17 protein-coding genes are annotated in these 21,363 nt (G+C 69.9%); 9 read left to right on the forward strand and 8 right to left on the reverse strand.

The features are described from left to right. Positions 1–137 precede the first annotated feature (137 nt). The 3 genes from PPSIR1_RS00510 to PPSIR1_RS00520 all read right to left on the reverse strand — a co-directional run bounded on the left by PPSIR1_RS00510 (position 138) and on the right by PPSIR1_RS00520 (position 4,932). Entirely contained in the window at positions 138–1,367 is a 1,230-nt protein-coding gene (locus tag PPSIR1_RS00510) for an FHA domain-containing serine/threonine-protein kinase (RefSeq protein ID WP_006968994.1), read from the reverse strand. Positions 1,368–1,457: 90 nt separating this feature from the next. Next, entirely contained in the window at positions 1,458–3,947 is a 2,490-nt protein-coding gene (locus tag PPSIR1_RS45435; protein ID WP_157595066.1) for a 5'-methylthioadenosine/S-adenosylhomocysteine nucleosidase family protein, read from the reverse strand. 28 nt (positions 3,948–3,975) lie between these two features. Further along, a complete protein-coding gene (locus tag PPSIR1_RS00520) occupies positions 3,976–4,932 on the reverse strand; it encodes an AraC family transcriptional regulator (RefSeq protein WP_006968997.1) in 957 nt (318 codons plus the stop codon). A 157-nt stretch (positions 4,933–5,089) separates the two neighbouring features. Between PPSIR1_RS00520 and PPSIR1_RS00525 the strand changes: the two genes are divergently transcribed. The 4 genes from PPSIR1_RS00525 (at position 5,090) to PPSIR1_RS00540 (ending at position 10,701) form a co-directional block, all read left to right on the forward strand. Beyond that, positions 5,090–8,131 carry an aminotransferase class III-fold pyridoxal phosphate-dependent enzyme gene (locus PPSIR1_RS00525; RefSeq protein ID WP_006968998.1) on the forward strand — a complete coding sequence of 1,014 codons (3,042 nt, stop codon included), beginning with the start codon at positions 5,090–5,092 and terminating at the stop codon, positions 8,129–8,131. After that, positions 8,128–8,844 (forward strand): hypothetical protein, encoded by a 717-nt coding sequence (locus PPSIR1_RS00530; protein ID WP_006968999.1) that lies wholly within the window; start codon positions 8,128–8,130, stop codon positions 8,842–8,844. Before PPSIR1_RS00525 ends, PPSIR1_RS00530 begins: the two co-directional genes overlap by 4 nt. A gap of 5 nt (positions 8,845–8,849) precedes the next feature. Then, positions 8,850–10,112 carry an aminotransferase class III-fold pyridoxal phosphate-dependent enzyme gene (locus PPSIR1_RS00535; protein ID WP_006969000.1) on the forward strand — a complete coding sequence of 421 codons (1,263 nt, stop codon included), beginning with the start codon at positions 8,850–8,852 and terminating at the stop codon, positions 10,110–10,112. Positions 10,113–10,221: 109 nt separating this feature from the next. After that, positions 10,222–10,701, forward strand: a complete 480-nt coding sequence (locus PPSIR1_RS00540; RefSeq protein WP_157595067.1) for a hypothetical protein — start codon at positions 10,222–10,224, stop codon at positions 10,699–10,701. A gap of 178 nt (positions 10,702–10,879) precedes the next feature. On the opposite strand, the gene PPSIR1_RS00545 is transcribed toward PPSIR1_RS00540, so the two are convergent. Together PPSIR1_RS00545 and PPSIR1_RS45440 are read right to left on the reverse strand one after the other, a co-directional pair. After that, positions 10,880–11,773 (reverse strand): hypothetical protein, encoded by an 894-nt coding sequence (locus tag PPSIR1_RS00545; RefSeq protein ID WP_006969002.1) that lies wholly within the window; start codon positions 11,771–11,773, stop codon positions 10,880–10,882. 107 nt (positions 11,774–11,880) lie between these two features. Continuing rightward, positions 11,881–12,057 carry a zinc ribbon domain-containing protein gene (locus PPSIR1_RS45440; protein ID WP_006969003.1) on the reverse strand — a complete coding sequence of 59 codons (177 nt, stop codon included), beginning with the start codon at positions 12,055–12,057 and terminating at the stop codon, positions 11,881–11,883. A 139-nt stretch (positions 12,058–12,196) separates the two neighbouring features. Between PPSIR1_RS45440 and PPSIR1_RS41460 the strand changes: the two genes are divergently transcribed. Next, entirely contained in the window at positions 12,197–13,201 is a 1,005-nt protein-coding gene (locus PPSIR1_RS41460) for a hypothetical protein (RefSeq protein ID WP_157595068.1), read from the forward strand. 9 nt (positions 13,202–13,210) lie between these two features. Here the strand turns inward: PPSIR1_RS41460 and PPSIR1_RS00555 are convergent, their stop codons facing one another. Beyond that, positions 13,211–16,180 carry a protein kinase domain-containing protein gene (locus tag PPSIR1_RS00555; protein ID WP_006969005.1) on the reverse strand — a complete coding sequence of 990 codons (2,970 nt, stop codon included), beginning with the start codon at positions 16,178–16,180 and terminating at the stop codon, positions 13,211–13,213. Between the two features lie 34 nt (positions 16,181–16,214). Here PPSIR1_RS00555 and PPSIR1_RS00560 point away from each other — a divergent pair, with 34 nt between their 5' ends. Both PPSIR1_RS00560 and PPSIR1_RS00565 read left to right on the forward strand, forming a co-directional pair. Next, entirely contained in the window at positions 16,215–16,853 is a 639-nt protein-coding gene (locus PPSIR1_RS00560; protein ID WP_006969006.1) for an RNA polymerase sigma factor, read from the forward strand. Continuing rightward, positions 16,853–17,563, forward strand: a complete 711-nt coding sequence (locus tag PPSIR1_RS00565; protein ID WP_006969007.1) for a TetR/AcrR family transcriptional regulator — start codon at positions 16,853–16,855, stop codon at positions 17,561–17,563. The genes PPSIR1_RS00560 and PPSIR1_RS00565 overlap by 1 nt, the downstream gene beginning before the upstream one ends. A 1-nt stretch (position 17,564) precedes the next feature. On the opposite strand, the gene PPSIR1_RS00570 is transcribed toward PPSIR1_RS00565, so the two are convergent. Continuing rightward, positions 17,565–18,305, reverse strand: a complete 741-nt coding sequence (locus PPSIR1_RS00570; RefSeq protein WP_006969008.1) for a hypothetical protein — start codon at positions 18,303–18,305, stop codon at positions 17,565–17,567. A gap of 157 nt (positions 18,306–18,462) precedes the next feature. Here PPSIR1_RS00570 and PPSIR1_RS41465 point away from each other — a divergent pair, with 157 nt between their 5' ends. Then, positions 18,463–19,023, forward strand: a complete 561-nt coding sequence (locus PPSIR1_RS41465; RefSeq protein WP_006969009.1) for a TetR/AcrR family transcriptional regulator — start codon at positions 18,463–18,465, stop codon at positions 19,021–19,023. A gap of 24 nt (positions 19,024–19,047) precedes the next feature. Beyond that, a complete protein-coding gene (locus tag PPSIR1_RS00580) occupies positions 19,048–19,731 on the forward strand; it encodes a rhomboid family intramembrane serine protease (protein WP_006969010.1) in 684 nt (227 codons plus the stop codon). A 23-nt stretch (positions 19,732–19,754) separates the two neighbouring features. Here PPSIR1_RS00580 and PPSIR1_RS00585 read toward each other — a convergent pair whose 3' ends face one another. Next, positions 19,755–21,362, reverse strand: a complete 1,608-nt coding sequence (locus PPSIR1_RS00585; protein WP_006969011.1) for a class I adenylate-forming enzyme family protein — start codon at positions 21,360–21,362, stop codon at positions 19,755–19,757. Position 21,363: the final 1 nt, after the last annotated feature.

Raw genomic sequence — 21,363 nt, forward strand, 5'->3', positions numbered from 1 at the left:
GGATTACCATGACTGGTCGGATGGCTCTGCCCACGGTGGAAGTTTGATCCTTGGGCCAGGTGCGGAAGCGAACCAGCGCCTTCGGGCCCGCGTGTGGATCGGGCGAGCTCACCCTTGGGTACGAGCCAGGGTCCCGTTCATTCCGGCGGAGGATAGTCCAAGACCATGCGGGTGCCCGCGATGTCGAAGTAGGTGCCGGGGACCAGGCGGACCGGCGCCTCGAGCAGGTGGCCGTTGACCCACACGGTTCCGACGGGTTCGATGGGGCTCAGCACGGCATCTTCACCGGGCCCCTGCCACATCAGGCGGGCGTGGCTGCGCGGCGGGCCGCCAGCGGGGACGTCGATGGCGCAGGTGGCCGCGGTGCCGATCTCGTGGAGCCCTGGAACGAGCAGCAGGCTCGGGTTCGTCCCGTCGGGGCGTGCGGTCCGCAACATCGCCGTGACCTGCACCCCGTAGTGCGCGTGCAGGACCCAGGCGAGCTGCTCCGCCGCCACGCGCCCCCGCGCGGGTCGCTGGGCGGGATCTTTTTGCAGCATCCAGTGGATCGTATTTCGCAGCGTCTCCGGCAGACCCCGACCTTCGGGATAGCGCTCGACGGGCACGAGCTCCTTCTTCACGTGCGCGCCGAGCCAGGCCAGCGGCTTGGTGAACAGCCGCTCGCGCACCCGGTTGAGCGGCTCGTCGGCGAACAGCGGCATGCGCGAGGTCAGCAGCTCGTAGAACACGACGCCCAGGCTGTAGACGTCGCTGGCCGGGACCAGCTCGCCGGAGTGGACCTGCTCGGGCTGCGCGTAGTGGGGCGTGCCGATCAGCATGTGGCCCACGGTCGCGTCCGTGCCGATGGTCGAGCCCGGGTCCCAGGCCCGCGCCAGGCCAAAGTCGATGACCTTGCAGCGCCCCGCGCCCCGGCCGATCCACATGTTCTCGGGCTTGATGTCGCGGTGCACGATGCCCATCTCGTGGGCCTCGTCGAGCCCCACGAGGGCCTCGTAGATCAGCCTGGTCGCCCGCTTGGGATCCATGGGCCGATCGAAGTCGTGGGCGTCGAGCAGCGTCGAGCCCCGGAGCAGCTCCATGACCATGTACCAGCGCTCGTCCTCCCCCATCCCGTTGCCGAGGATGTGGACCACGTAGGGGTTGCGCAGGTTCTGGAGGATGCGGATCTCCCGGAGCGCGCGGATGGCCATGGCCTCCGAGGTGATCGGCGCCCGCGAGAGCTTGAGCGCGACCTCCTCGGGGTAGTCGGGCGAGCGCGCCCGAAACACGCGCGCGAAGGCCCCCTTTCCGAGGGTCTCGAGGATGTCGAACTCTCCGTAGCGGTCGCCAGGGGAGAGGTCGACTTCGAGAGAGGGCTCAGCGGTCATCGCGGGGCGGGATCACTGATCGGTACCATGGATCGAGCGGAGCCGGGGATTTGTGGCGAAGTTGGGGGCGTGGGGCTCGCTGCGAGTCTTTCAGATGTGGCGGTGCTGGAAGTACAGGCACATCGCCTTCCACGCTGCTGAGCAGATGTAGCGGAGCTCCTCGGGGAAGCTGGAGCCGGGTTCTCCATCCGCGTAGCGCCGGGCTTGATTGAACACGTCTTCCCAGCCGTCGCGCTCCAGCCAGTCGTACTCAACCTTAAAATCGCCTGTACTCTTACCCGAGCGTAGCCACGCATCGACGAGTTGCCGGCGTTGACGGACATCGTAGTCGAACAGCTCGAAGTGCTCCGACGGGGGGACAGGCATGCGTCGGCAGCCTGCGTGGCGCTTGACCTCGGCGAGGGCCTTCGCCTCGTCGGGTTCGGGAAAGTCGTAGCTCCCGTCGTCCTGTCGCAAGGCCTGCTCGAACCAGTCGAGGTCGAAGAGCGCGACCGGACGGCGGACGAGGAGGTGTTTCTCCGGCGCGCGGTTCATGTAGGTCTCACCGTCGAGCAGGTACTCTTCTTTGCCAAGGGGGAAGCGCCCGACCTGGGTGACTTCGATACCAAACTCGAGGGGGTTGACCGTGATGTAGACGTGCCTCGTCACGGCTGGCTGCCCCTTGTCTCCGTCATGTTTGACGCTCACGTCAGCAGGTCCCTGGACCTCGTCGACGAGGACGTAGTTCTCTGGGTTGGGTTCGAGGTGGATGGCGTCGAGCAGCCTGCGCTCCTCGTTGTGGACCCGGGTAAGCTTCTGGATGACCTTCAGGACGATTTGCTTGTCTTCTCGGGGGGCGAGCGGCCGGGTCTGGATGACTTGTCCTGCGATGAGACGCCCATCGGCGTCGCGCTCGGGCTCGTGCTCCAGGACGACGAGCTCCTCGGCGGCTTCGCGCGCTGAGAGGAGGCGGAGAGCGAAGCGCTCTTCGGGTGTCTCGGACGCGCCGTTGGCGATGTTCCAGCCCACGGGGGGGATGTCGCGGAAGAACAACGCGAAGTAGGCTCGGCGCTTCCCATGAGCGTCTTCACGGTAGACGATGGGCAGGAAGCCGCCTGAAGACCAACGCAGCGGCAGATCGAGCTTGGGGAGGGGCCAGCGCAGCCTTCGTTTGCCTGGCTGCATCTGCAGCGCGTGGATGTCCTTACTGAAGCGGGCGAGGGCTTCGTAGGGCGGGTTGGGACCTCCGTAGTAGAGGTCGTTCATGAAGCGCTTGCCACGATTGTCGTAGATCGCCTCTTGCTCTCCTCGGATATCGACGGCGAGGGTGGGGCGGCCCGTATTCTTGTCGGTGCCGAGCGTGATCGGGTCGAACACCAACAAGGCCGCGAGGTCCCAGCCGGGTAGTGCTTTTCGGTCGTGTACATGCCGACTCTCGATGACCAGCGGGCGGAGGGTCTCGTCGGTGAGATCGTAGCCCTGTTGGCGCAACCACTCGAAGGACTTGAGGCGGAGTTGGTCTCCCAACGACTCGCCGGCTGTGTCTGCCTCGCAGCGTGCTTTGACGGCTGCGTACGAGTAGTAGGCATCAAAGTCGAAGTCTGGGGGCTTCGTCAGTGGAGTCGTTGATGGCACAGCAAGTGGTGTTGCGAGTGCTGTACCAGTTGGAAGCGCAGGCGCCGGTAGCACGGCGGGTCCCGACCGGAGAGACTTGGGTTGTGCTGTTGTCGGAGGCAGTAATTCGGAGTGCAATGGGTTCAAGAGATCGAGAAGGCCTCGGAAAGTCGCAGCAGCGGCTGCAGCCGCAGGTGCTCGAAAGCCTCGCCGATCGTCTTTTTCGAGTACGCGATCACTGATCCCGCGCACGAAGAGGAAGGGTGTTGCTTCTGGATTGTTGTGACACGCTTCCGCCGCTCCGGCCGACTCCATGTCGATCGTCGAAATGTAGCGGTGGTGTTGAACCCAGCGCAGCGTGAGTTCTCGGTTGTCGACGAGGGTGTCGCTCGAAGCAAAGACGACTCCGTGGACGCTAGGCTCGAGTTCGTTGGGATTGATTGTCACGCCGCGGTCATCTGGGCTCCTATCGCCGGTTAGCGCACCGATGGCGGCCTGCTGGGCGAGAGCGCCGAGTTCTTGCGCGAAGGAGTACGATGCGTTGATGAGGTTTTGAACGATGGGACGCGCTTGATAGCTTCGTGTTGCCGGTCTCGTGATGCCCGTCTGGTCAATCTGCTGGATTCGAAAATCCTGGACTTCTGTTGCGAGTGCGACGTCGCAACGGACCAAGTCCCAGGCAGATGCGGCGATGCCGACCATCACGAGCCACTTTGGAGAGAGGTCTTCGAGCAGATATCTCGACGTGAGATTGGCTGCGCTATTGCCCTGACCACTCACGATGAGGGCCATCCGATAGCGACGTCCCTCAGCGATGGTGTGCTCGATGATGTGATAGATGGGCTCTTCTGGCCGCTCCCCACGGCACATAGACTGGGGTGCATCTGGGAAGGCGTTGCGAACGGCTTGAAACTCGTCTGGTCTCGCCGTGACGATGCCAAAGTGAACGCTACCTTTGATTGTGCTCGAGCGAGTGAAGGAGGTCATGGGCAGTGACTTACCGCCCATGAAATTATCACAGCGGCCCGAGCTTTTGATACTCGCTCGGCGTCATCCCCATGTGCCGCGCGAACGCGCGCGAGAAGCTCGGATGATCCGCAAACCCCACGCTCAGCGCGACCTCCAAGATCGGCAGGTCCGTCGTCCGCAGCTTCCGCGCCGCGTGGCACAGCCGCAGCGTCCGCAAATACGCCCCGGGCGTCATCCCGACCACCTGCGAGAACTGGCGCAGGAAGTGGTACTTGCTCAGCCCAGCCACCTGCGCGAGATCGTCCAGGGTCACGTTGCTCGGCCCTTCGACCTCGAGGTTGCGGATGTACTCGACGCTGCGGGCGATCTTGCGGTGGCCCACGCGGTTGGTGCTGCGCAGCATGGGCTGGCGCAGGTTCGAAAATTCCTCAAAGGCGTGGAGGACGACGTCGCTGAGGGCGGACTCGACGCTCAGATCGCCCGCTTCGCCGGGCTCGTCGTCGGTGGACTCGGGGTGCGCGTGCTCGCTGGCGGGGGACAGCTCGATCTCGGGATCGGCCGGGGCCTTGGCGTGGGGGTAGAGGCGGCTGCGCTCGTGCTCGCGGACGCGCTCGAGCAGGCCGATGAGCCGCGCGAGCAGCTCGCCGTGGTCGCCGGACTTGACCACGGTGAACTCGGGGCTGCGGGTCGGCGCGCCGACTTCGTGGGCGAGGCGCTCGACGAGGGAGCGGTCGACGTAGAGGCTGAGGTACTCGAGCTCCTCGTTGCCCTCTTGATTGCCGGTGTGCACCTGCTGCGGATTGATCAGCACGATGTCGCCAGCGGAGAAGCGCTGGGTCTTGCCGCTGACCTGGCACTCCTCCTCGCCGCGGATCTGCGCGCAGATCAGGTACTCGTCGTGGAAGTGGGGGCTCAGGGGCAGGGCCGAGTTGGGGCCCCACGCGTGGTAGAGCGTGAAGCCCGGACCGCCGTAAAACGCGGCGCGCAGGTCGAGGCGCGGCATGGCGGCACTGTAGCGCGCGGGTCGAGGGGGGTCGACCCCGTACCCCCCGTCAGACGGGCGCGATCTGTCGGGGATTGCGGTCGAGTCTCGGGGCGCGAGATCGACTGAAGCAATCGCGGCATTCCCCCCGGCGCGAGGCGGTGGCTACACTGCGCCGGTGACCGCGGATCAGCCCAAGGCAGGCGCAAAGACGTCCTTCTCTCCCGAGCTCGCGCTCCTCGAACGGCGCCAGCGCGAGGAGGCACCAGCGCCCGATGCGCCCGTGCGTCGTGAGACCTCGCGGGTGCGGATCCCCGAGGGCGGCAAGCTCCCGCGCTCCGAGGCCCTGCTCGAGCGCCTCTACCACGGCGAGCTCGTGCCTCGGGAGAAGAAGCCGCAGGTCGTCGATACGCGGCGCAGCTGGGGGCCCTACCTGGTGTCCATGGACGATCCGGCCATGGTGCTGCTCGACGCGTGCAGCCAGATCGCCACGCTGACTGAGGGCTTCGCCCACTCGGGCATGCTCCAGGGCTTGCACGAGGGCCGCTTCGACGAGTGCCTGTGGGCCAACCCGGACGTGACCGTCGAGCCCTCGCCGACCCTCGAGGCCTTCGCCGAGCTGTTGACCTCCAAGGCGCCCAAGGGCCTCGAGCACGTCGCCTTTGGCGGCGCGGGCGGGGCCGAGGCCAACGAGAAGGCCTTTCGCATCGCGCGGATGCAGGCCGGGCCCGGCAAGGACGGGAAGGCGCGCACGCGGGTGTTGGCTTTTGAAGGGAGCTTCCACGGCCGGACCTTCGTGTCGCTGAGCGCGACCTACAACCCGGCCAAGCGCCTCGGCGTGACCATGCCGGGCTTCGAGGCGGTGTTTTGCCCCCGGGACCTCGACGCCCTCGACGGCATCCTCGACGAGCACGGCGACGAGCTCTACGCGGCGATCATCGAGCCGATGATGGCCGAGGGCGGCGACGTGCACCTGACCCGCGAGTTCCTCCTGGGCGTGCTCGACAAGACCCGCGCCCGCGGCATCCCGCTCATCGTCGACGAGGTCCAGACCGGCTTCGGCACCGGCGGGACCTTCTTTTGGTGGACGCGCCTGGGCCTGGGCGACACGCCGGAGACCTCGCCCGCGCTGCTGACCTGCGCCAAGAAGGCGGGGCTGAGCGTGATCTTGTCGCGCTGGCCGGACCCGGAGCCGACGGCGGTCAACGTCGCCTCGGCCCTGCGCGCGATGATCCAGGCCGAGTCCGCCGAGGACCAGGGCGCCCTCGAGGGCCCGATCAGCGAGCGCCTCCAGACCCTCGCGGCGACGCACCCGGAGCTCGTGTCCAACCCGCGCGTGGCGGGCACGGCCTTCGCCTTCGACCTGCCCTCGGTCGCGGCCCGGGACGCGTTCATCGGCCAGCGCTTCGCCCGGGGCTTCATGACCTACCACGCGGGCGAGAAGACCATCCGCTTCCGCCTGGCCTCTTGCTGGACCGAGGGCAACCTCGACGACCTGTTCGCCCGGGTCAGCACGGCGCTCAACCGCCTCGAAGATCCGAGCGCTCGGGAGTTCCGCACCGAGCGCTCGCGCCGTCGGCCGCGGCTGCCCCACGTCATCCGCGAGGTCCGAGAGGGCGACTGGGCCGAGATCATGGCCCTCGAGCAGCAGACCTACGAGCCCGCGCGGGCGGACTCGGAGGCCTACCTGCGCAAGACGGCGCACCACGGCGTGGGCCTGGTCGCCCGGGACGGGCGCACCGACGCGCTGCTCGGCTTCGCGTTCGCGGCCTCCCTGGAGCACTACGGCCACCTCGACGGGCCCAAGGACGACCCCTGGCGCGGGACCGGGCGCGTGCTCTACTCCGCGGACATCTGCGTGGCCGAGGCGGCGCGCGGGCGGGGCATGGGTCGGGCCCTCAAGGTCGCGCAGATCGAGTGGGCGCGGGCCCACGACTTCGCGTTCATCACCGGCCGCAACCGCGTCGGAGCCACGGACGAGATGGCGGCGCTGAACCGCTCCGTGGGGGCCTACACGGTGACCGTCTACGACGGGCAGTACGACGGCGGGCAGGCGGAGTACTACCGGATTCCGCTGGCGCCTCCGTGCCCGCCCAAGAAGCACCGCCGCGTCTACGACCTGGCCTCGGGCATCCAGGCGCCCTTCGGGCCGCGCCCGGAGTTCATGGCGAGCCGCGAGCTGGTCGGGCCGACGGCCTCGCGCCTGAACCTGAGTAACTGGGCGACGCTCGACATGGTCCACTACCTCGAGCACCTGCGCGCGATCTTGCCGCGGGGGACGGGGCACCTGTACACGACGACCTCGCAAGACGAGCTCGTCGACAAGACCCTGCGCTGCCTCAAGATGAGCCGCGACACCCCCGAGCAGCCGGCGACGGTGTGCGTGGGCTTTGAGGGCGGCTTCGTCGGGCACAACACGGCGGCGGCGCGCTCGCTCTCGGACCCCGAGGGCTTCGCCGCGGGTCTGGGCGTCTACGACTGGCCGCGCCTGCCCCACCCCGAGGCGGCCGGCGTCGAGGCGACCGTCGCCGCGCTCGAGGCCCAGGTCGAGCGCCTGGGCGCGGGGGCGATCATCGGCGTGTTCGTGGAGCTCGTCGGGCAGCGCTCGGGCCGGGTGCTCTCGGGCGAGGCCGCGCTGGCGCTCCAGGGCGCGTGCCGCAAGCACGGCATCCCGCTCGTCGTGGTCGAGACGGCGACCGGGGGCTACCGCAGCGGGGCGGGGGCGTGGGGCCTCGACGCTCTTCCCAAGGCCTTCACGCCCAACGTGGTGCTGTGGTACCCGGGCGGGCAGCTGGGGCAGATCTTCATCGACTCGACGTGGTGGGTGGGCACGCCGCTGCGCCTGATCTCGACCTGGGACGGCGACGAGCTGTCGATGATCCGCACCCACGAGCACCTGCGCGCGGCCCATCGCCTGGACCTCGAGCCGGCGATCGTGGCCCTCGACGACCTCGCGGTCGAGGCCGCGGCGGCCGCGGGGGAGGGGGCGCGCATGGGCGGCGTGGGCCTGTACCGGACGCTGAGCCTCGGCGGGGACGCCGAGCGGGCGCGCGCCGTGGTCGAGCGCTGCCGCGAGGCTGGCCTGCGCGTGGGTCGGGGGCTGCCGGACACGCTGGTGTTCGCGCCGGCCCTCGACGTGCGGCCCTCGGCCATCCGCGGGCCCATGCGCGCGGCCTTGCTGGGCGCCCTGGCGGCGCCGGCAGAATCGGGCGACGCGTGAGCGAAGCCCTCGGCGGCCTCGCGCTCTACGTCAACGGGCCCCGCGGCCCCGCCCTGGGCGGGGCGTGGGCCTTCGAGGAGGGCTGCGAGCTCGGCCTTCATCCTCTCGACGGGGGCGAAGGCGGCTGGCTGTTCGGCCCGAGCCCCGAGGCGCCCGTCGCCGGGTTGAGCCCGAGCGGGGTGGTGGTCGTCGGCCTGCGCCTGTTCCCCGCCCTCGAGCCGGTGCCTGGAGCGGTCCCGGGCTGCGAGGCCCTGCGCGCGCTGCTGGCCCTCCCCGACCTGGCGAGCATGCGCGCGTCCATCGAGACCACCGCGCTGACCGACGGGCGCTGCTGGATGCTCAGCGACGGCGAGGCCTTCCTCGGCTTCGAGCAGCTCGGGGCCGAGCGCATCCTGACCCGGGTGGGCGCGAAGACCAGCCACGTCCACGCCAATTTTTGCTTTGACCCCTCGCTGCGCCAGCGCGAGCGCGAGCCGAGGCCGCCGACGAGCTACCGCCGCCTCGAGCTGGCCTCGACCCTCTACGTGCAGCGCCAGCCCGACACCGTCGGCGGCGTGGCCGAGTTCTTCGACGCCGTCGAGGTCGCGTCCTTTCCAAGCGGCGAGGGCCGGGCGGGGGCGCTGTTCGCCGTCGAGATCCACAGCCGCCGAATCCTGTGGCGCAGCCGGGCCGACCGCCCGGTGTCCATCCTTCGAGCCTCACCGCAACCGTAGCCGTAATGACCGAGTCCGAGCTCCTTCGTCGCCAGCGCGCGCACCTGTTCTTCACCTGGTCGGCCCAGACCCGGGCGAGGACCCTCGAGATCACCGACGCCAAGGGGGCGCGCTTTCACGTCGCCGACAAGGGCTGGGTGTGGGACCTCGAGAGCCAGGTCTACAACGTCAACGTCGGCCACAAGCACCCCCACGTGCGCCAGCGGATGGTCGAGCAGCTCGACGCGCTCCCGGCCTGTGCCCCCAACGCGGTCCTGCCCGTGCGCGCGCGCCTGGGCGAGCTGCTCGTCGAGCGCGGGGGGCTGGGCGCGGACGCCAAGGCCTTCCTGGCCACGGGCGGCTCCGAGGCGGTGGAGAACGCCATCAAATTCGCCCGCCTGCTGACCGGGCGGACCAAGGTCGTGACCCGGCGGTCGAGCTACCACGGGGCGACCCTGGCCGTGCTCGAGATCGCCGGCGACGCGCGCAAGCAGCCCTTCGCGGCGACCATGGCCGAGGGCCTGCACATCGAGGACCCCTACCCGGCGCGGGCGCCCGCGGGCGAGCGCCCCTCGGACTGGCTCGAGAGCCTGTACGCCCTCGTCGAGCGCGAGGGCGGCGAGACCATCGCCGCGATCTTGCTCGAGGGCTTCACGGGCACCAACGGCATGCAGCACCCCCCGGCGGACTTTTGGCCCGGGGTGCGTTCGCTGTGCGACGCCCACGGCATCCTGCTCATCGACGACGAGATCTTCTCGGGCTTCGGTCGCACCGGCCGGTGGTTCGCCCACGAGCGCTGGGGCGCGCCCGTGGACCTGATGACCATGGGCAAGGGCCTGACCTCGGGCTACGCCCCGCTGTCCGGGGTGCTCGTGCGCGGCGAGCTCGCGGCGCGCTTTGACGAGGAGGTGCTGTGGTGCGGGCTGACCCACTACGCCCACCCGGTGAGCTGCGCGGCGGCGGTCGGTAGCATCGAGGCCCTCGCCGAGGACGGGCTGATCGCCAACGCGCAGGCGGTGGGCGAGGTGTTCGCCGCACGCTTCGCCGCGATGGTCGAGGACCCCAAACTGCCCGCGGTCGTCGGCCAGCGCGGGCTCGGGCTCATGCGCGCCCTCGAGATCGAGGGCGGCGCCGGGCCCCTCGCCGAGCAGGCCTGGGCGCGCGGCGCCTTCTTGCCGTGGAAGGGGGACTTGGCGTTTTTGTGCCCTCCGTTATGTATGCAATCCGACGAAGCCCACGCAGTGTGCGATTTGCTCGTGGATGCTCTGGTAGCCGCTAAATCGATCTGAGCGCGTGATCACGGCCCTCCATTGCCGTCGACGGGGGATCGACCGGCAATGGAGGGTGGCGAATGAAATCGCCACAGGTCTTTTTTTTGACTCGTGCGATGTTAAAACTATGCGTAGCGAACGGATTGCCCTCGTGCTCGCCACCGCGCTGCTGGGTCTCAGCGCGTGCAAGAGCGCCGCGGTCGAAGAGACCACCGAACCGGAGCAAGAGGACTGGATGCCAGACGAGAGCCTCGAACCCGAGGCGACGCCGGTGGCGACGGTCGCGCCCGAGACGCAGGCCCCGGCGATGAGCGAGGAGGAGGCCCTCGAGAAGGCCAAGCAGACCTACGTCGCCGCCGAGGGCCTCGCGTCCGAGGGCCAGTGGACGGCGGCGCTCTCGCTCTACGAGGAGGCCTACCAGCTCGTCCCCGGCAAGCACGGCTTCGCCCTCAAGGTGGCCAAGGCCGCCGAGGAGACCGGGGACTGCTCCAAGGCCATCGTCTACTACGACCACTACGTGAAGTACGCGGTCGAGGACAAGTACGCCGAGTCCCGCGCCTCCGCCGAGGCCGAGGCGACCAAGCTGCGCGCGGACGGCTGTCAGTAGCCGCCGCGCGCCGTTCGAGGTCGAGAGCCCCGAGAGGCCGAGAGGCAATCGCTCCCCTTGGGGGGCAACCGCATGCCCTCCTAGAAGGCACGAACCCCATTGAGGACAAGCCAAAGAGGAGGAGCGGTAGCGACGGAGCGCCCCCGGTCCCAGACGTCTGCGGGGGCAAAGCAGAAGCTCAGAGGTTCTCCCAGTCGAACTCGCAGCGGATCGCCATGTTCTCGGTGACCGTGAAGGTCTGCGAGCAGGTCTGGGCCAGGAAGCCGGGGCAGGTGTAGCTCGGGCCGCCCACGACCTCGATCTGATAGACGTACTCGTCGAACTGCTCGCTGCCGTCGCAGTCGCACTCGACCTTCACGTCGGCGCCGATCGGGCACTCGACGCTGCAGCCGTTCTCGACCGCAGGCCACGGCCCGTCCACGGCGCAGCTGTCTCCTCCGGGGACCTCACAGCTCGCCGCGATGCCGAAGGCGTCGCTGTCGTAGCCGTAGCCGTCGAGGGTGACCGTGGTGGTGGCCTGCATGTCGGAGCAGTCCGAGGTGTCGAGCATGCAGTCGGCGGTGCACGCGAGCTGCCCGCTAGCGAAGCCCAGGCTGGCGCAGCTCGCCCCGCCGAGGTCGAGCGCGTCGCACTCCTCGGGGGCTTCGATGGTGCCGTTGCCACACTCGCTCCCGCCGGTGGTGGTGTCGTCCTCCATACCGGCGGTGGTGGTGGTGTCGTCTTCCATGCCGGTGGTGGTGGTGTCCTCCTCCACGCCGGTGGTGGTGGTGTCCTCCGTGCCGGTGGTGGTGTCGTCCTCGCTCCCAGAGGAGGAAGAGCTCGTGTCGCCGGCTTCGTCGGCCTCGTCGCCCATGTCGGTTCCGTCAGCGTTGTCGGACACGCAGGTCTCGGACAGGCAACTCAGGCCCGGGTCGCAGGCGCCCGCCGAGGTGCAGGGGCAGCCCTCGGCGCCCACGAGGCACTCCTCGCCGCTGGAGGCGTTGAAGCAACCCACGACCAGGCTCGAGAGCGAGCCGAGGGCGAGGCCGAGGGTCCAGGAAGCGCGGGTCCGCCAGAGTGCATGGGTAGCCATGGCGGGGGATGGTAGGGGGCGAGCGCTACCGGGAAAGCGTGCGGAGGATGTGTTGTGGTGACCTTCGGGTAGCGAACGTGTGTCGCCCCGGCGGAGACACTCGGTGCTCAGCTGCGCTCGACGCTGACCCGCGGGCGGCCATCGGCGTCGCGCTCGACGTAGACCCGCCACGGGCGACAGCAGACGTCACAGTCTTGAATCATGACCCCGCGGGTCTGCGGGTCGACGACGAGCAGCTGCCACTGGAAGCAGTAGGGGCACTGGACCTGAACTTCGTCGTCCACGCGGCGAGCATAGCCCAGGCCCGGGGTGAGGGCGCGTCAAAACACCTCAAATCAGCGTTATTCGGCGATTTTAAACGGATCCATTGAAAGTAAGTAAGTGCTTACTACTATTGGCGGAGACCGATTGGAGGAGGACACCATGAACGAGACCACGCTGCCGCTGACTGCCGGCTTTGAAGACTTCGATCCAGACGCCCTGCGCGTGGCCTTGGGCGCGCTGCGGCAGGTCGCCGCGCCCGAGCTCGAGACGATCCAGGAGTTGCCCCCGGGTGTTCGGCGCTTGCTCGAGGCCTGCGTGGAGTTTGCGGTGCGCGTCGGCGGTCCGCGCTTCGAGATCGATCTGGCCGCGCTACCGCGGCCGAGCTGGGCCGAGCTCGCGCGCGCCGTCCCCGGACCGCGCTTGCGCGTGCAGCTGGTCCGCGCGGCCATCGTGGTCGCGCTCGTCGACGCGCTCCCGACAGCGGAAGCCAACGAGCGCGTGCGAGCCCTGGCGCGAGCCCTCGAGGTCGACACGCCCGCGCTCGTCGACCTCGACAACCTCGTCCGTCGTCGGTGGGTCCGCGCGCGCGTCCACCTGCTGCGCCGCTTTTGGGCCGTCGACATGCTGCGGCGCTTTCACGGCGGCGCGCCGGCGGTGCTCGGGGCCGTGTTGTTGACGCTGACCCGGCTCAACTACCGCCCCGCGCTCGCCCGCCGCTACCGGGCCCTCGAGGCCCTGCCCGAGGGGAGCTTCGGTCGGGCCTACGCCCGCTTCGTGCGCGACAACGGCTTTCAGTTCCACGGGGAGCCCGGGAGCTTGCCAGAGACGATCATCTACCACGACCTGAGCCACGTGCTCGCGGGCTACGGGACCGACCCGGAGAGCGAGGTGCAGGCGGCGTGCTTTCAGGCCGGCTACCGGCGGCGGGATCCCTTTACCTTCCTGATCTTCGTGCTGTGCCAGTTCCACCTGGGCGTGCGCATGACACCGGCGGCTCCTGGGGAGCTCGGCCATTTCGATCCGCGCAAGGCGCTCGACGCGATCCGCCGAGGTGGGGCGATGACGCGGGACCTGACCGACGGCGCGTGGGACTACTGGCCGGCCTTCGAGGAGCCGCTGAGGACGCTGCGAGCAGAGCTTGGGGTGCCCGAAAAAGCGGTCTGAGCGGAACGCCTACTCGCCATGGCGCTCGCGCCACGCGGCGATTTCCTCGCGCAGCGGATCGAAGCCGGGGCCGACGGTCTGGCCGTCGCCGCCGTCGAGCAGCTCGGCGGCTTCGCGCGCGAGCGTGCGGGCGCGGTCGAGGTCGCCGCGGGTCTTGGCCAGGGCGACGGCGGTGTAGAACTTGGTCAGCGCGGCCTCCCAGGGGTGGCCGCTGACCTCTTCGAGCTTGGGCAAGGCTTGCTCGAGGAGGTCGAGGGCCTCCTCGTTCTCGCCCTGCTCGAGGCGGACGCGCGCGATGCCGGTGAGCGGCTGAGACAGCGCGCGGCTGTGCGGGGCGTGGCTGCCCGACCAGATGCGCTGGCTCTCCTCGAAGGCGGCCTCGGCCTGCTCGTAGTTCCCGGCGCGCAGGTGAGTCGTACCGAGCTGGAGGTTGACGCGGGCGAGCAGCGGGTGGTCCTTGCCGTGGGTCTCGAGGATGAGCGTGATGCCATCTTCGTAGGATGCGATGGCGTCATCGAAGCGGCCGAGGCGATCGAGGGAGGTGGCCTGATAGGCGAGGGCGGTGCCGCGCTGGAAGGTCTGCTGCCCGCCGAGGGCGTCGTCGATGGCCTGCGCGCGCGTGAACAGCTCGACGGCGCGCTCGTCGTCGCCCTCGAACATGTGGAGCATGCCGCCGATGCCGAACGCGAACATGGCGTCAGGGTGTCTGTTGTCCGTGGTCTGGAGGGTCTCGTTGATGATCTCGTGGGCCTCCGCGTAGCGTCCGAGCAGGGTCAGGGCGAGGGTCGCAACCGCGGTGGCGTAGGTCGTGTCGGCGTCTTCCGAGCGCAGCACCTGCAGCCCCGCCAGCGCCTTGTCGCGGGCCTTCTCGAGCTCGCCGTGGGCGATTTCCTTGAGCGCGAGGTAGACGTCGGCTTTGGCCGCCAGGCGGTCCGTCCCGGGCAAGCTCTCGGTCAGGCCCTGGATCTGGCTCTCGAGCAGCTCGGTCGAGTCCACCATGTCAAATCCGAGCAGCTTCGCGTCGAGTACCCTGGTCTCGAGGCGGACCCAGTCGTGATCGCTGGCTTCGGTGAAGCGCGCGGTCTTCACGAGCGTATCCCTGGCGGCCTGGGTCTTGCCCAAGCGGACGTAGAGCGCGCTCAAGAATAGATAGGCCTCGGCGCTGAGGGGGTCGTAGCCCAGCGCCAGGGCCTGGGTCTCGCACGCTTTCCCGATGCGCTCCGCGTCGTTGTAGCGACCAGCGCGGAGCAGGGCTTTGGCGCGGGTGAGCTCGAGGCGGAGCGCCTGAACGGAGGCGGCCACGCCCGCGTCCTTGGGGGGCGAGGGCATGGCTCGGAGCCACCGATCATCGCGGCAGTCTTGGGGCTTGCCGAGCTCCGAGGTGAGCGCGTGGCCCACGAGGGCGAGGTGGTCGTCCGTGGTCTCGAGCAGCACGTCGGTGACGGCTTGGAGCTCGGAGGCGCGGGTCTCGAGGCAGGCGTCGGCGAGGGGGTCGAGCTCGCTGGGCAGCTCGCCCGCGCACAGCGATCGCTGGGCTTCGTGCCAAGCTGCCGCGTAGTCGTCGAGGCGCCCGCCGATCTTGGCCCAGTCCTTGGACGCGCCGGCGTCTGCGAAGCGCAGCTCGAGGCGCCCGCGCAGCTCGGGGGTCCAGCGCGCGTCGAGCATGGCCTGGGTCAGGGCGCAGCGCCCCGCCGCGGGGATGCCGCTGGGCTGCGAAGGCCACACGGTGCGCGCGACACCGACCGCGCTCAGCCCAACCACGGCCACGGTGGCCACGGCCGCGATCAGTCGCCGTCTTCCCCGTCGCTCCCGCTCGGCGCTCGGCAGGTAGCGCTCGAGCACCTCGAGCGCCGTGTCCATGTCCGCGTAGCGATCTTCCGCGGCCGTCGCCAGGCAGCGCTCGATGAGCCGGGCGAGGCCCTCGGGCACGGGCCGATCCGCGGGCGGGGTGACGAGCCGACCGGCGCACACGGACTCGCTCAGCGCCGCGAGGGTGTCGCCCCGGAACGGTCGCTTGCGGTACACGGCCCGATACAGCGTCACCCCAAACGCGAACTGATCCGTGCGCGCGTCGCTGCGCTCGCCACGAAACTGCTCGGGCGCCATGAAGGTCGGCGTGCCCATGAGCGCGCCGGTGCGGGTGAGCGCCAGGGCCTCGAAGGAGCCCGAGGGGGTGCGCGGCCGCGGGGCGCTCGCGCTGCTGCCGTCGGCGAGGCCCAAGCTCGGGTGGGCGCCGGTGGCGGGGCGCGTCGGGTTGCGGACGACCGCCTGGACCACGCCCTCGCCGAGCAGGCTGTCGTCGAGGCCTTCGTCGTCTTCGTGGCCTCCGTCGAACTCGCTCGTGGACACCGGCGCGGCCAGGCCAAAGTCGAGCACGCGGACCCGGCCGTCGTCGCCCACGAGGACGTTGTCGGGCTTGAAGTCGCGGTGGACGATGCCCGCGGCGTGGGCAGCCGCGAGCCCCCGGCCCGCGTCGCTGAGCACCTGGAGGGTCTGCTCGAGGGGCCGGAGCTCGGCGCGCAGCCAGTCCGTCAGCGACTTGCCGACGACCAGCTCCATCGCCACGTAGACGTCGCCATCGAGCTCGCCGATGTCGTAGACGTGGATCACGTTGGGGTGGTTGAGCCGGGCCATGGCCTGGGCCTCGCGCAGCAGCCGGGCCTTGGCCTGCTCGCCCTCGCCGCTGGGGTCGGAGCGGATCAGCTTGATGGCGATGGTGCGATCGAGGTGGGGGTCGTAGGCGGCGTAGACCACCCCCATGCCGCCGCGCCCGAGCTGTCGCTCGACGCGGAAGCGGCCGATGGTGAACTCCTCGCTCAGGCCGCCGAACAGCGCGGTCTCGACGGCCGCGAGCACCTGCGCCATGTCCCGCTCGATCGCGTCGGCGGGATCGCCCGTGTCACCCTCCGCAACGTGCGAGGGCCCGGTGTCCGCGGCCGGGGCGGGTCGCGTCGGCTCGTGGGCGAAGTCGTCTGCCAAGGCGCGGGCTCCGGGGCGATGGTAGCATCGCCCCGTGAGCGAAGATCTGCAGCTCCTCGACGCGTGGCGGGGCGGGGACAAGGCCGCGGGGGCGACCCTGTTGCGGCGGCACTTTGACAGTCTGTATCGCTTCTTCGCCAACAAGGTCGACCACGGCGCCGAGGACCTGATTCAGAGGACCATGCTCGCCGCCGTGCGCAGCCGGGACCGCTTCGAGGGCCGCTCGAGCTTCCGCACCTATTTGTTCACCATCGCCAGGAACGAGCTCTACGCGCACTTCCGAGGGCTGCGGCGCGACCGGGCGATGTTCGACCCGGCGACCCACGACGTCCACGACATGGGCAGCTCGCCCAGCCGCATCCTCGAGCGCCACCGCGAGCACAAGCTGCTGCTGCTCGCGCTCCAGCGCCTGCCCGTGGAGCTGCAGGTCGCGCTGGAGCTGCACTACTGGGAGGGCCTCGACGGCAAGGCCATCGCGGCGATCCTCGAGATCCCGCTGGGCACGGTGAAGAGCCGGCTGCGCCGGGCCAAGGAGGCGCTGCGCGAGCACCTGAAGGCCCTGGCCGAGTCCGCGGCCGAGCTCGAGCGGACCCAGGGGGACATCGATGGTTGGGCCCGAGAGCTGCGCGCGGCCATGGGGGCCGCCCCGCCCGGCGGAGCGGGCGAGAGCTAGTGGCCAGCTCGGGCGACGCCGAGAAGGGGACTCGCGGGGGCAAGGCCGGCAAGGGGAGGCGGGGTCGAGTCGGGAACGCGCGGGCGCGCTTGCTCGAGGCGGCCGTCGGAGCCTTCGCCGAGCACGGCTACGTCGGCGCGCGGACTCGAGACATCGCGGCCCGAGCCGGGGTCGCCGAGAAGACCCTGTTCGCCCACTTCGGCTCGAAGAGCGTGCTCTTTGGGGAGGCCGTGGGCGCGGGGCTGCAGGAGTTCATGGGCGACGGGGCGATGCGCAGCCTCGGGCCCTCGCTCAGCGGGCTGCGCTCGGCGAGGGAGCGGCTGCGGGCCATCGCGCGCAACCGCCTCGCCTTCGCCGCGGCCAACCCCGAGCTGGTCAAGGTCGGGCTGCAGGAGCTGCTCCTCGACCCGAGCTTCCGCGAGCCCTTCAAGGCCTACTGGCGCGACAACATCTTGCCGGGGACCCGGGGGCTCATCGCCGACGCCATGGCCTCGGGCCACCTGCGCGAGCAGCCCCCCGAGCGGGTGCTGCGGATCTTCGTCAGCATGATCGTCGGCTACATCGTGACCCGCCACGTGATCTTGCCGGAGCTCGACTGGGACGACGAAGCCGAGCTCGAGGCGATGATCGAGGTGTTCCTGCGCGGCGTGGGGGCGGAGCGCCCAGACCCTGAGCCAGACCCTGAGCCAGTCCCTGAGCCAGTCCCTTGAGTCAGGCTCCCTGGGCGGCGGGGACCGAGCTCGAAGACTCCCGCTCGGCCCTGGCCTTGGTCGGCTTGCCCTCGGCCCAGACCAGCGCGGCGAGCATCGACAGGTAGGTCGCCGCCATCATCGGCACGGTCGTGCCGTCCATGGCAGGGCTCGGGGTCAGGCCGAACATCTCGGCCATGGACAGGTCGGCCGAGAACAACAAGAAGGCCATGTTGCCGCCGAACACCGCGGCCCAGGTCAGGTAGGTGCTGCGGCTGCGCTGGATCCCCGCCTTCGCGTCGTTGCGCGGGACCCAGGCGAGCGTCGCGACGATGAACACGCCCTCGAGGGCCACGGCGAGGTAGGGGGAGCTGTGGTAGAGGCCGGTGCCGACCGAGGCGGTCTCGGGCCCGAACAGGTTGTGGGGGAAGCCGCCGAGGTAGTCGGTCGCGGCGTGGACGACGAGCAGCAGGCCGCCGATGAGGCCTGGGCGCCAGCCGCCGAACAGCGCCCGGCCGACGCCGATCACCAGGGCGATCCAACCGAGGAGCGGCAACAGGTCGTGGCTGTAGGTCATGTCGACCTGCAGGTTGTCGAGGCTGGTCGCCATGATGTTGTGCGGGTGGGTGACCTCGAGGCCCAGGTAGTGGAAGGGCAGCCACAGCAGGTCGGGGAGCTGGGCGGCGACGAGGTAGTAGGCGATGTGGCCTTTGGGGGCCTCCTGCTTGGCGACGAGGGCGGTCGTGAAGTGTCCTGCGAGCATGGCGTTTCCTGCGCTTTCGGGCGGTCGAGATAATTCGTACCGACTGGTTGGAAAAACCTTGATGGACCTTTGGAGGGGCGTCAAGTAATATCGTACCGACCGGTACTCACGCGTGAACGAACAAGCCCCAAAGCGGCGCCGAGGACGCCCAAAGGCCATGGAGCGCCAGCAGGTGATCGCGCAGGCGACGGCCAACTACTGGCGCGAGGGCCTCCACGCCCTGTCCCTCAACGAGCTGTGCCGCCGCGTCGGCACCTCCAAGCCTGCGCTGTACCGCGAATTCGGGGGCGAGGACGGCCTGATGCTCGCCGCCCTCGAGCACTACCGCGGGCTCGCCGTCGTGCCCTTGCTGGCCATCATCGCCAGCGACGAGCCCTTCGCCGTCGTGCTCGAGCGCGCCGTCGCGGTGATGACCAGCGACCACGGCACGCCGCCGGGCTGCCTGTTCACGAAGATGCGCCTGTCCAAGGGGCGCCTGGGCCCGCAGACCCTCGGGCGCCTCGAGGGCATCGAGGCCGAGCGGATCGCCGCCTTTGAGGCCTGGTACCGGCGCGCCCTCGAGCGGGGCGAGGCCGATGCTTCGGTCGCCCCCGAGCTCGCGGCGGCCTACCTCGACAAGCAGTTCACGATGGCCCTGGTGTCCATGGCGCTGGGCGAGTCGGTCGAGCAGATCCGCGCGCAAGGCCGGCTGGCGATGCGAGCGCTCGTGGCGCGATGACCAGGCGCTGCTAGCATCGGGGCGATGGCCAAGTCCTCCGAGACCGCAGATCCATGGACCGAACTGCGGCGAGAGTGGCGGGCCATCTGGCGCTTCCTGGCCGTCACGCTGGGCGTGCTGTGGGTCGCCGAGCTCGTCGACCTGCTCGTGTTCTCGGGCGCCCTCGATGGCTTCGGCGTGCGCCCGCGAGAGGTCGCCGGCCTCATCGGCGTCCTCGCCCACCCCTTCCTCCACGGCGGCTTGGGCCACCTCGTCAGCAACACCGTCGGCTTCGCCCTGCTCGCGCCCCTGGTCATCGCCCGGGGTCGACGGGACTACATCCTGGTGTGGTTGGTCGGCACCCTGCTCGGCGGCCTGGGCGTGTGGCTGGTGGGCCGCGGCGGATCGGTCCACATCGGCGCGAGCGGGGTCGTGTTCGCGCTGTTTGGTTACCTGCTCTCGGCGGGATGGTTCGAGCGCCGCTTCGGCACCATCGTGCTCTCGGTGTTCGTGCTGCTCGCCTACGGCGGCATGATCTACGGCGTGCTCCCCGGGCAGGTCGGCGTGTCCTGGGAGTGCCACCTGTTCGGCTTTTTGTCCGGCGTGCTGATGGCCAAGCTGCTCGCGCGCCCCGAGCCCGAGGCGGCCTCGCTCGAGTCCCTGCGCGCGCGCCCCAAGCCCGGCGAGGCCGCGTCCAAGCGCCCGTGGTGGCGCCTTTGGGGTCGCTAGTGCCGGGCTTCGGACACGCGGTACTAGTCTTTCCCGGGCACGCGGCTGACGCTGAGCCCCTCGGCGGCCACGCGCGCGATCAGCTTGTGCTTTTGTAGCTTGCCCAGGGCGTTGCGCGGGAGCTCCTCGCACACGAGCAGCCCGCGGGGCTTCTTGAAGTCGGCGAGGTGGTCGCGGTGGTGGGCGACGAGGGCGGCGAAGAGCTCGCTGGGGTCGTCGTTGAGGGCGGCGAAGGGCCCGGCCTCGGGCACGACGCAGGCGACGATCTGCTCGCCCCAGGTCTCGTCGGGGACGCCGATGACGGCGATCTCGCGGACCGTCGGGTGGCTGGCGAGGGCCTCCTCGATCTCGCGGGCGGAGATCTTGAAGCCGCCGGACTTGATGACGTCGACGGAGGCCCGCCCGACGAGGTGGAAGTAGCCGCGCTCGTCGACGAAGGCGACGTCGCCGGTCTTGAACCACGGCCGGCCCTCGCGGTCGGTGATGAAGGACTCGGCGCTGCGCTCGGGCAGGTTCCAGTAGCCGGCCATGATCCCGGAGCTGTAGACGATGAGCTCGCCGGTCTGGCCGTGGGCGAGCTCGTCGCCCTGCTCGTCGACCACGGCCGCGTCGCAGCCGGGCACGGGCTGGCCCACGGCCCCGGGCATGCGCACGCCGACGTAGGGGTTGGACAGGGTGATGAGCGTCTCGCTCATGCCGTAGCGCTCGAGGATGCGGTGATCCGTGAGCGAGACGAAGTCCTCGTAGAGGCTGGGCGAGAGCGCGGCGCTGCCGGAGGTGAACAGCCGGCCCCGGGCCAGGGTCGCGGCGGCCGAGGAGTTCGACCACATGTGGTCGACGAGGGCCTTGTACATGGTCGGCACGCCCATGAAGATGGTCCCGCGCTGGTCGGGGCCGTCGCCGAAGCGGGCGACGACCTTGGCGGGGTCGAAGCGGCGCTCGAGCAGCACGGGCATGGCGTGGATGGCCGCGCCGTGGACCCCGATGCACAGGCCGTGGACGTGGAACAGGGGCAGGGCGAGGACCAGGCGGTCGCGCTTGGACCAGGTCCACAGCCCCGTCAGCGCGCGCATGTTCGCGACTACGGCGCCGTGGGGGAGCATCACGCCCTTGCTCGGGCCGGTCGTCCCCGAGGTGTAGATCATCAGGGCCAGGTCGCTGTCCCGGGGGCGCAGGTACTCGCCGGGGGCGCCCGCGAGCAGCTCGGTGAAGGCGAAGCCGGGGGCGCCCGCGTCGAGGCCGACGCGCACGGGGGTGCGGTGGAGCTTGGCGTGGCTCAGGGCCTGGTCGAGGACCTCGGCCCCCGCGGCGTCGCCGAGGATCGCGGCGGGCTGGCTGTCGGCGAGGATGTGGGCGACCTCGGCCGCGCGGTAGCGCGTATTGATGGGCACGTGCACGGCCCCGCGGTAATAGTTGCCGAACAGCGCGATGACCTGCTCGAGGCAGGTCTGGGCGTAGACGGCGACGCGATCGCCCTTGGACACGCCAGCGTGGGCGAGGGCGTTGGCGTAGCAGCGGGCGCGCTCGTCGAGCTCGGCCCAGGTCAGGCGCTGGTCCTCGAAGACGTAGGCGAGGCCGTCGCTGCCGGCCTCGAGGGCGGCGAAGAGGTGAGCGGTGGCTTGGCGCGACACG

The organism is Plesiocystis pacifica SIR-1, assembly GCF_000170895.1.
Classification (GTDB): Bacteria; Myxococcota_A; Polyangia; order Nannocystales; family Nannocystaceae; genus Plesiocystis; species Plesiocystis pacifica.

Bases quoted from the DNA above. Each gene is read 5' to 3' on its own strand.
- PPSIR1_RS00580 (WP_006969010.1), top strand. From the start codon at position 19,048: ATGGCCAAGTCCTCCGAGACCGCAGATCCATGGACCGAACTGCGGCGA.
- PPSIR1_RS00520 (WP_006968997.1), bottom strand. From the start codon at position 4,932: ATGCCGCGCCTCGACCTGCGCGCCGCGTTTTACGGCGGTCCGGGCTTC.
- PPSIR1_RS41460 (WP_157595068.1), top strand. From the start codon at position 12,197: ATGAACGAGACCACGCTGCCGCTGACTGCCGGCTTTGAAGACTTCGAT.
- PPSIR1_RS00510 (WP_006968994.1), bottom strand. From the start codon at position 1,367: ATGACCGCTGAGCCCTCTCTCGAAGTCGACCTCTCCCCTGGCGACCGC.
- PPSIR1_RS00540 (WP_157595067.1), top strand. From the start codon at position 10,222: ATGCGTAGCGAACGGATTGCCCTCGTGCTCGCCACCGCGCTGCTGGGT.
- PPSIR1_RS00545 (WP_006969002.1), bottom strand. From the start codon at position 11,773: ATGGCTACCCATGCACTCTGGCGGACCCGCGCTTCCTGGACCCTCGGC.
- PPSIR1_RS00535 (WP_006969000.1), top strand. From the start codon at position 8,850: ATGACCGAGTCCGAGCTCCTTCGTCGCCAGCGCGCGCACCTGTTCTTC.
- PPSIR1_RS41465 (WP_006969009.1), top strand. From the start codon at position 18,463: ATGGAGCGCCAGCAGGTGATCGCGCAGGCGACGGCCAACTACTGGCGC.
- PPSIR1_RS00570 (WP_006969008.1), bottom strand. From the start codon at position 18,305: ATGCTCGCAGGACACTTCACGACCGCCCTCGTCGCCAAGCAGGAGGCC.
- PPSIR1_RS45435 (WP_157595066.1), bottom strand. From the start codon at position 3,947: ATGACCTCCTTCACTCGCTCGAGCACAATCAAAGGTAGCGTTCACTTT.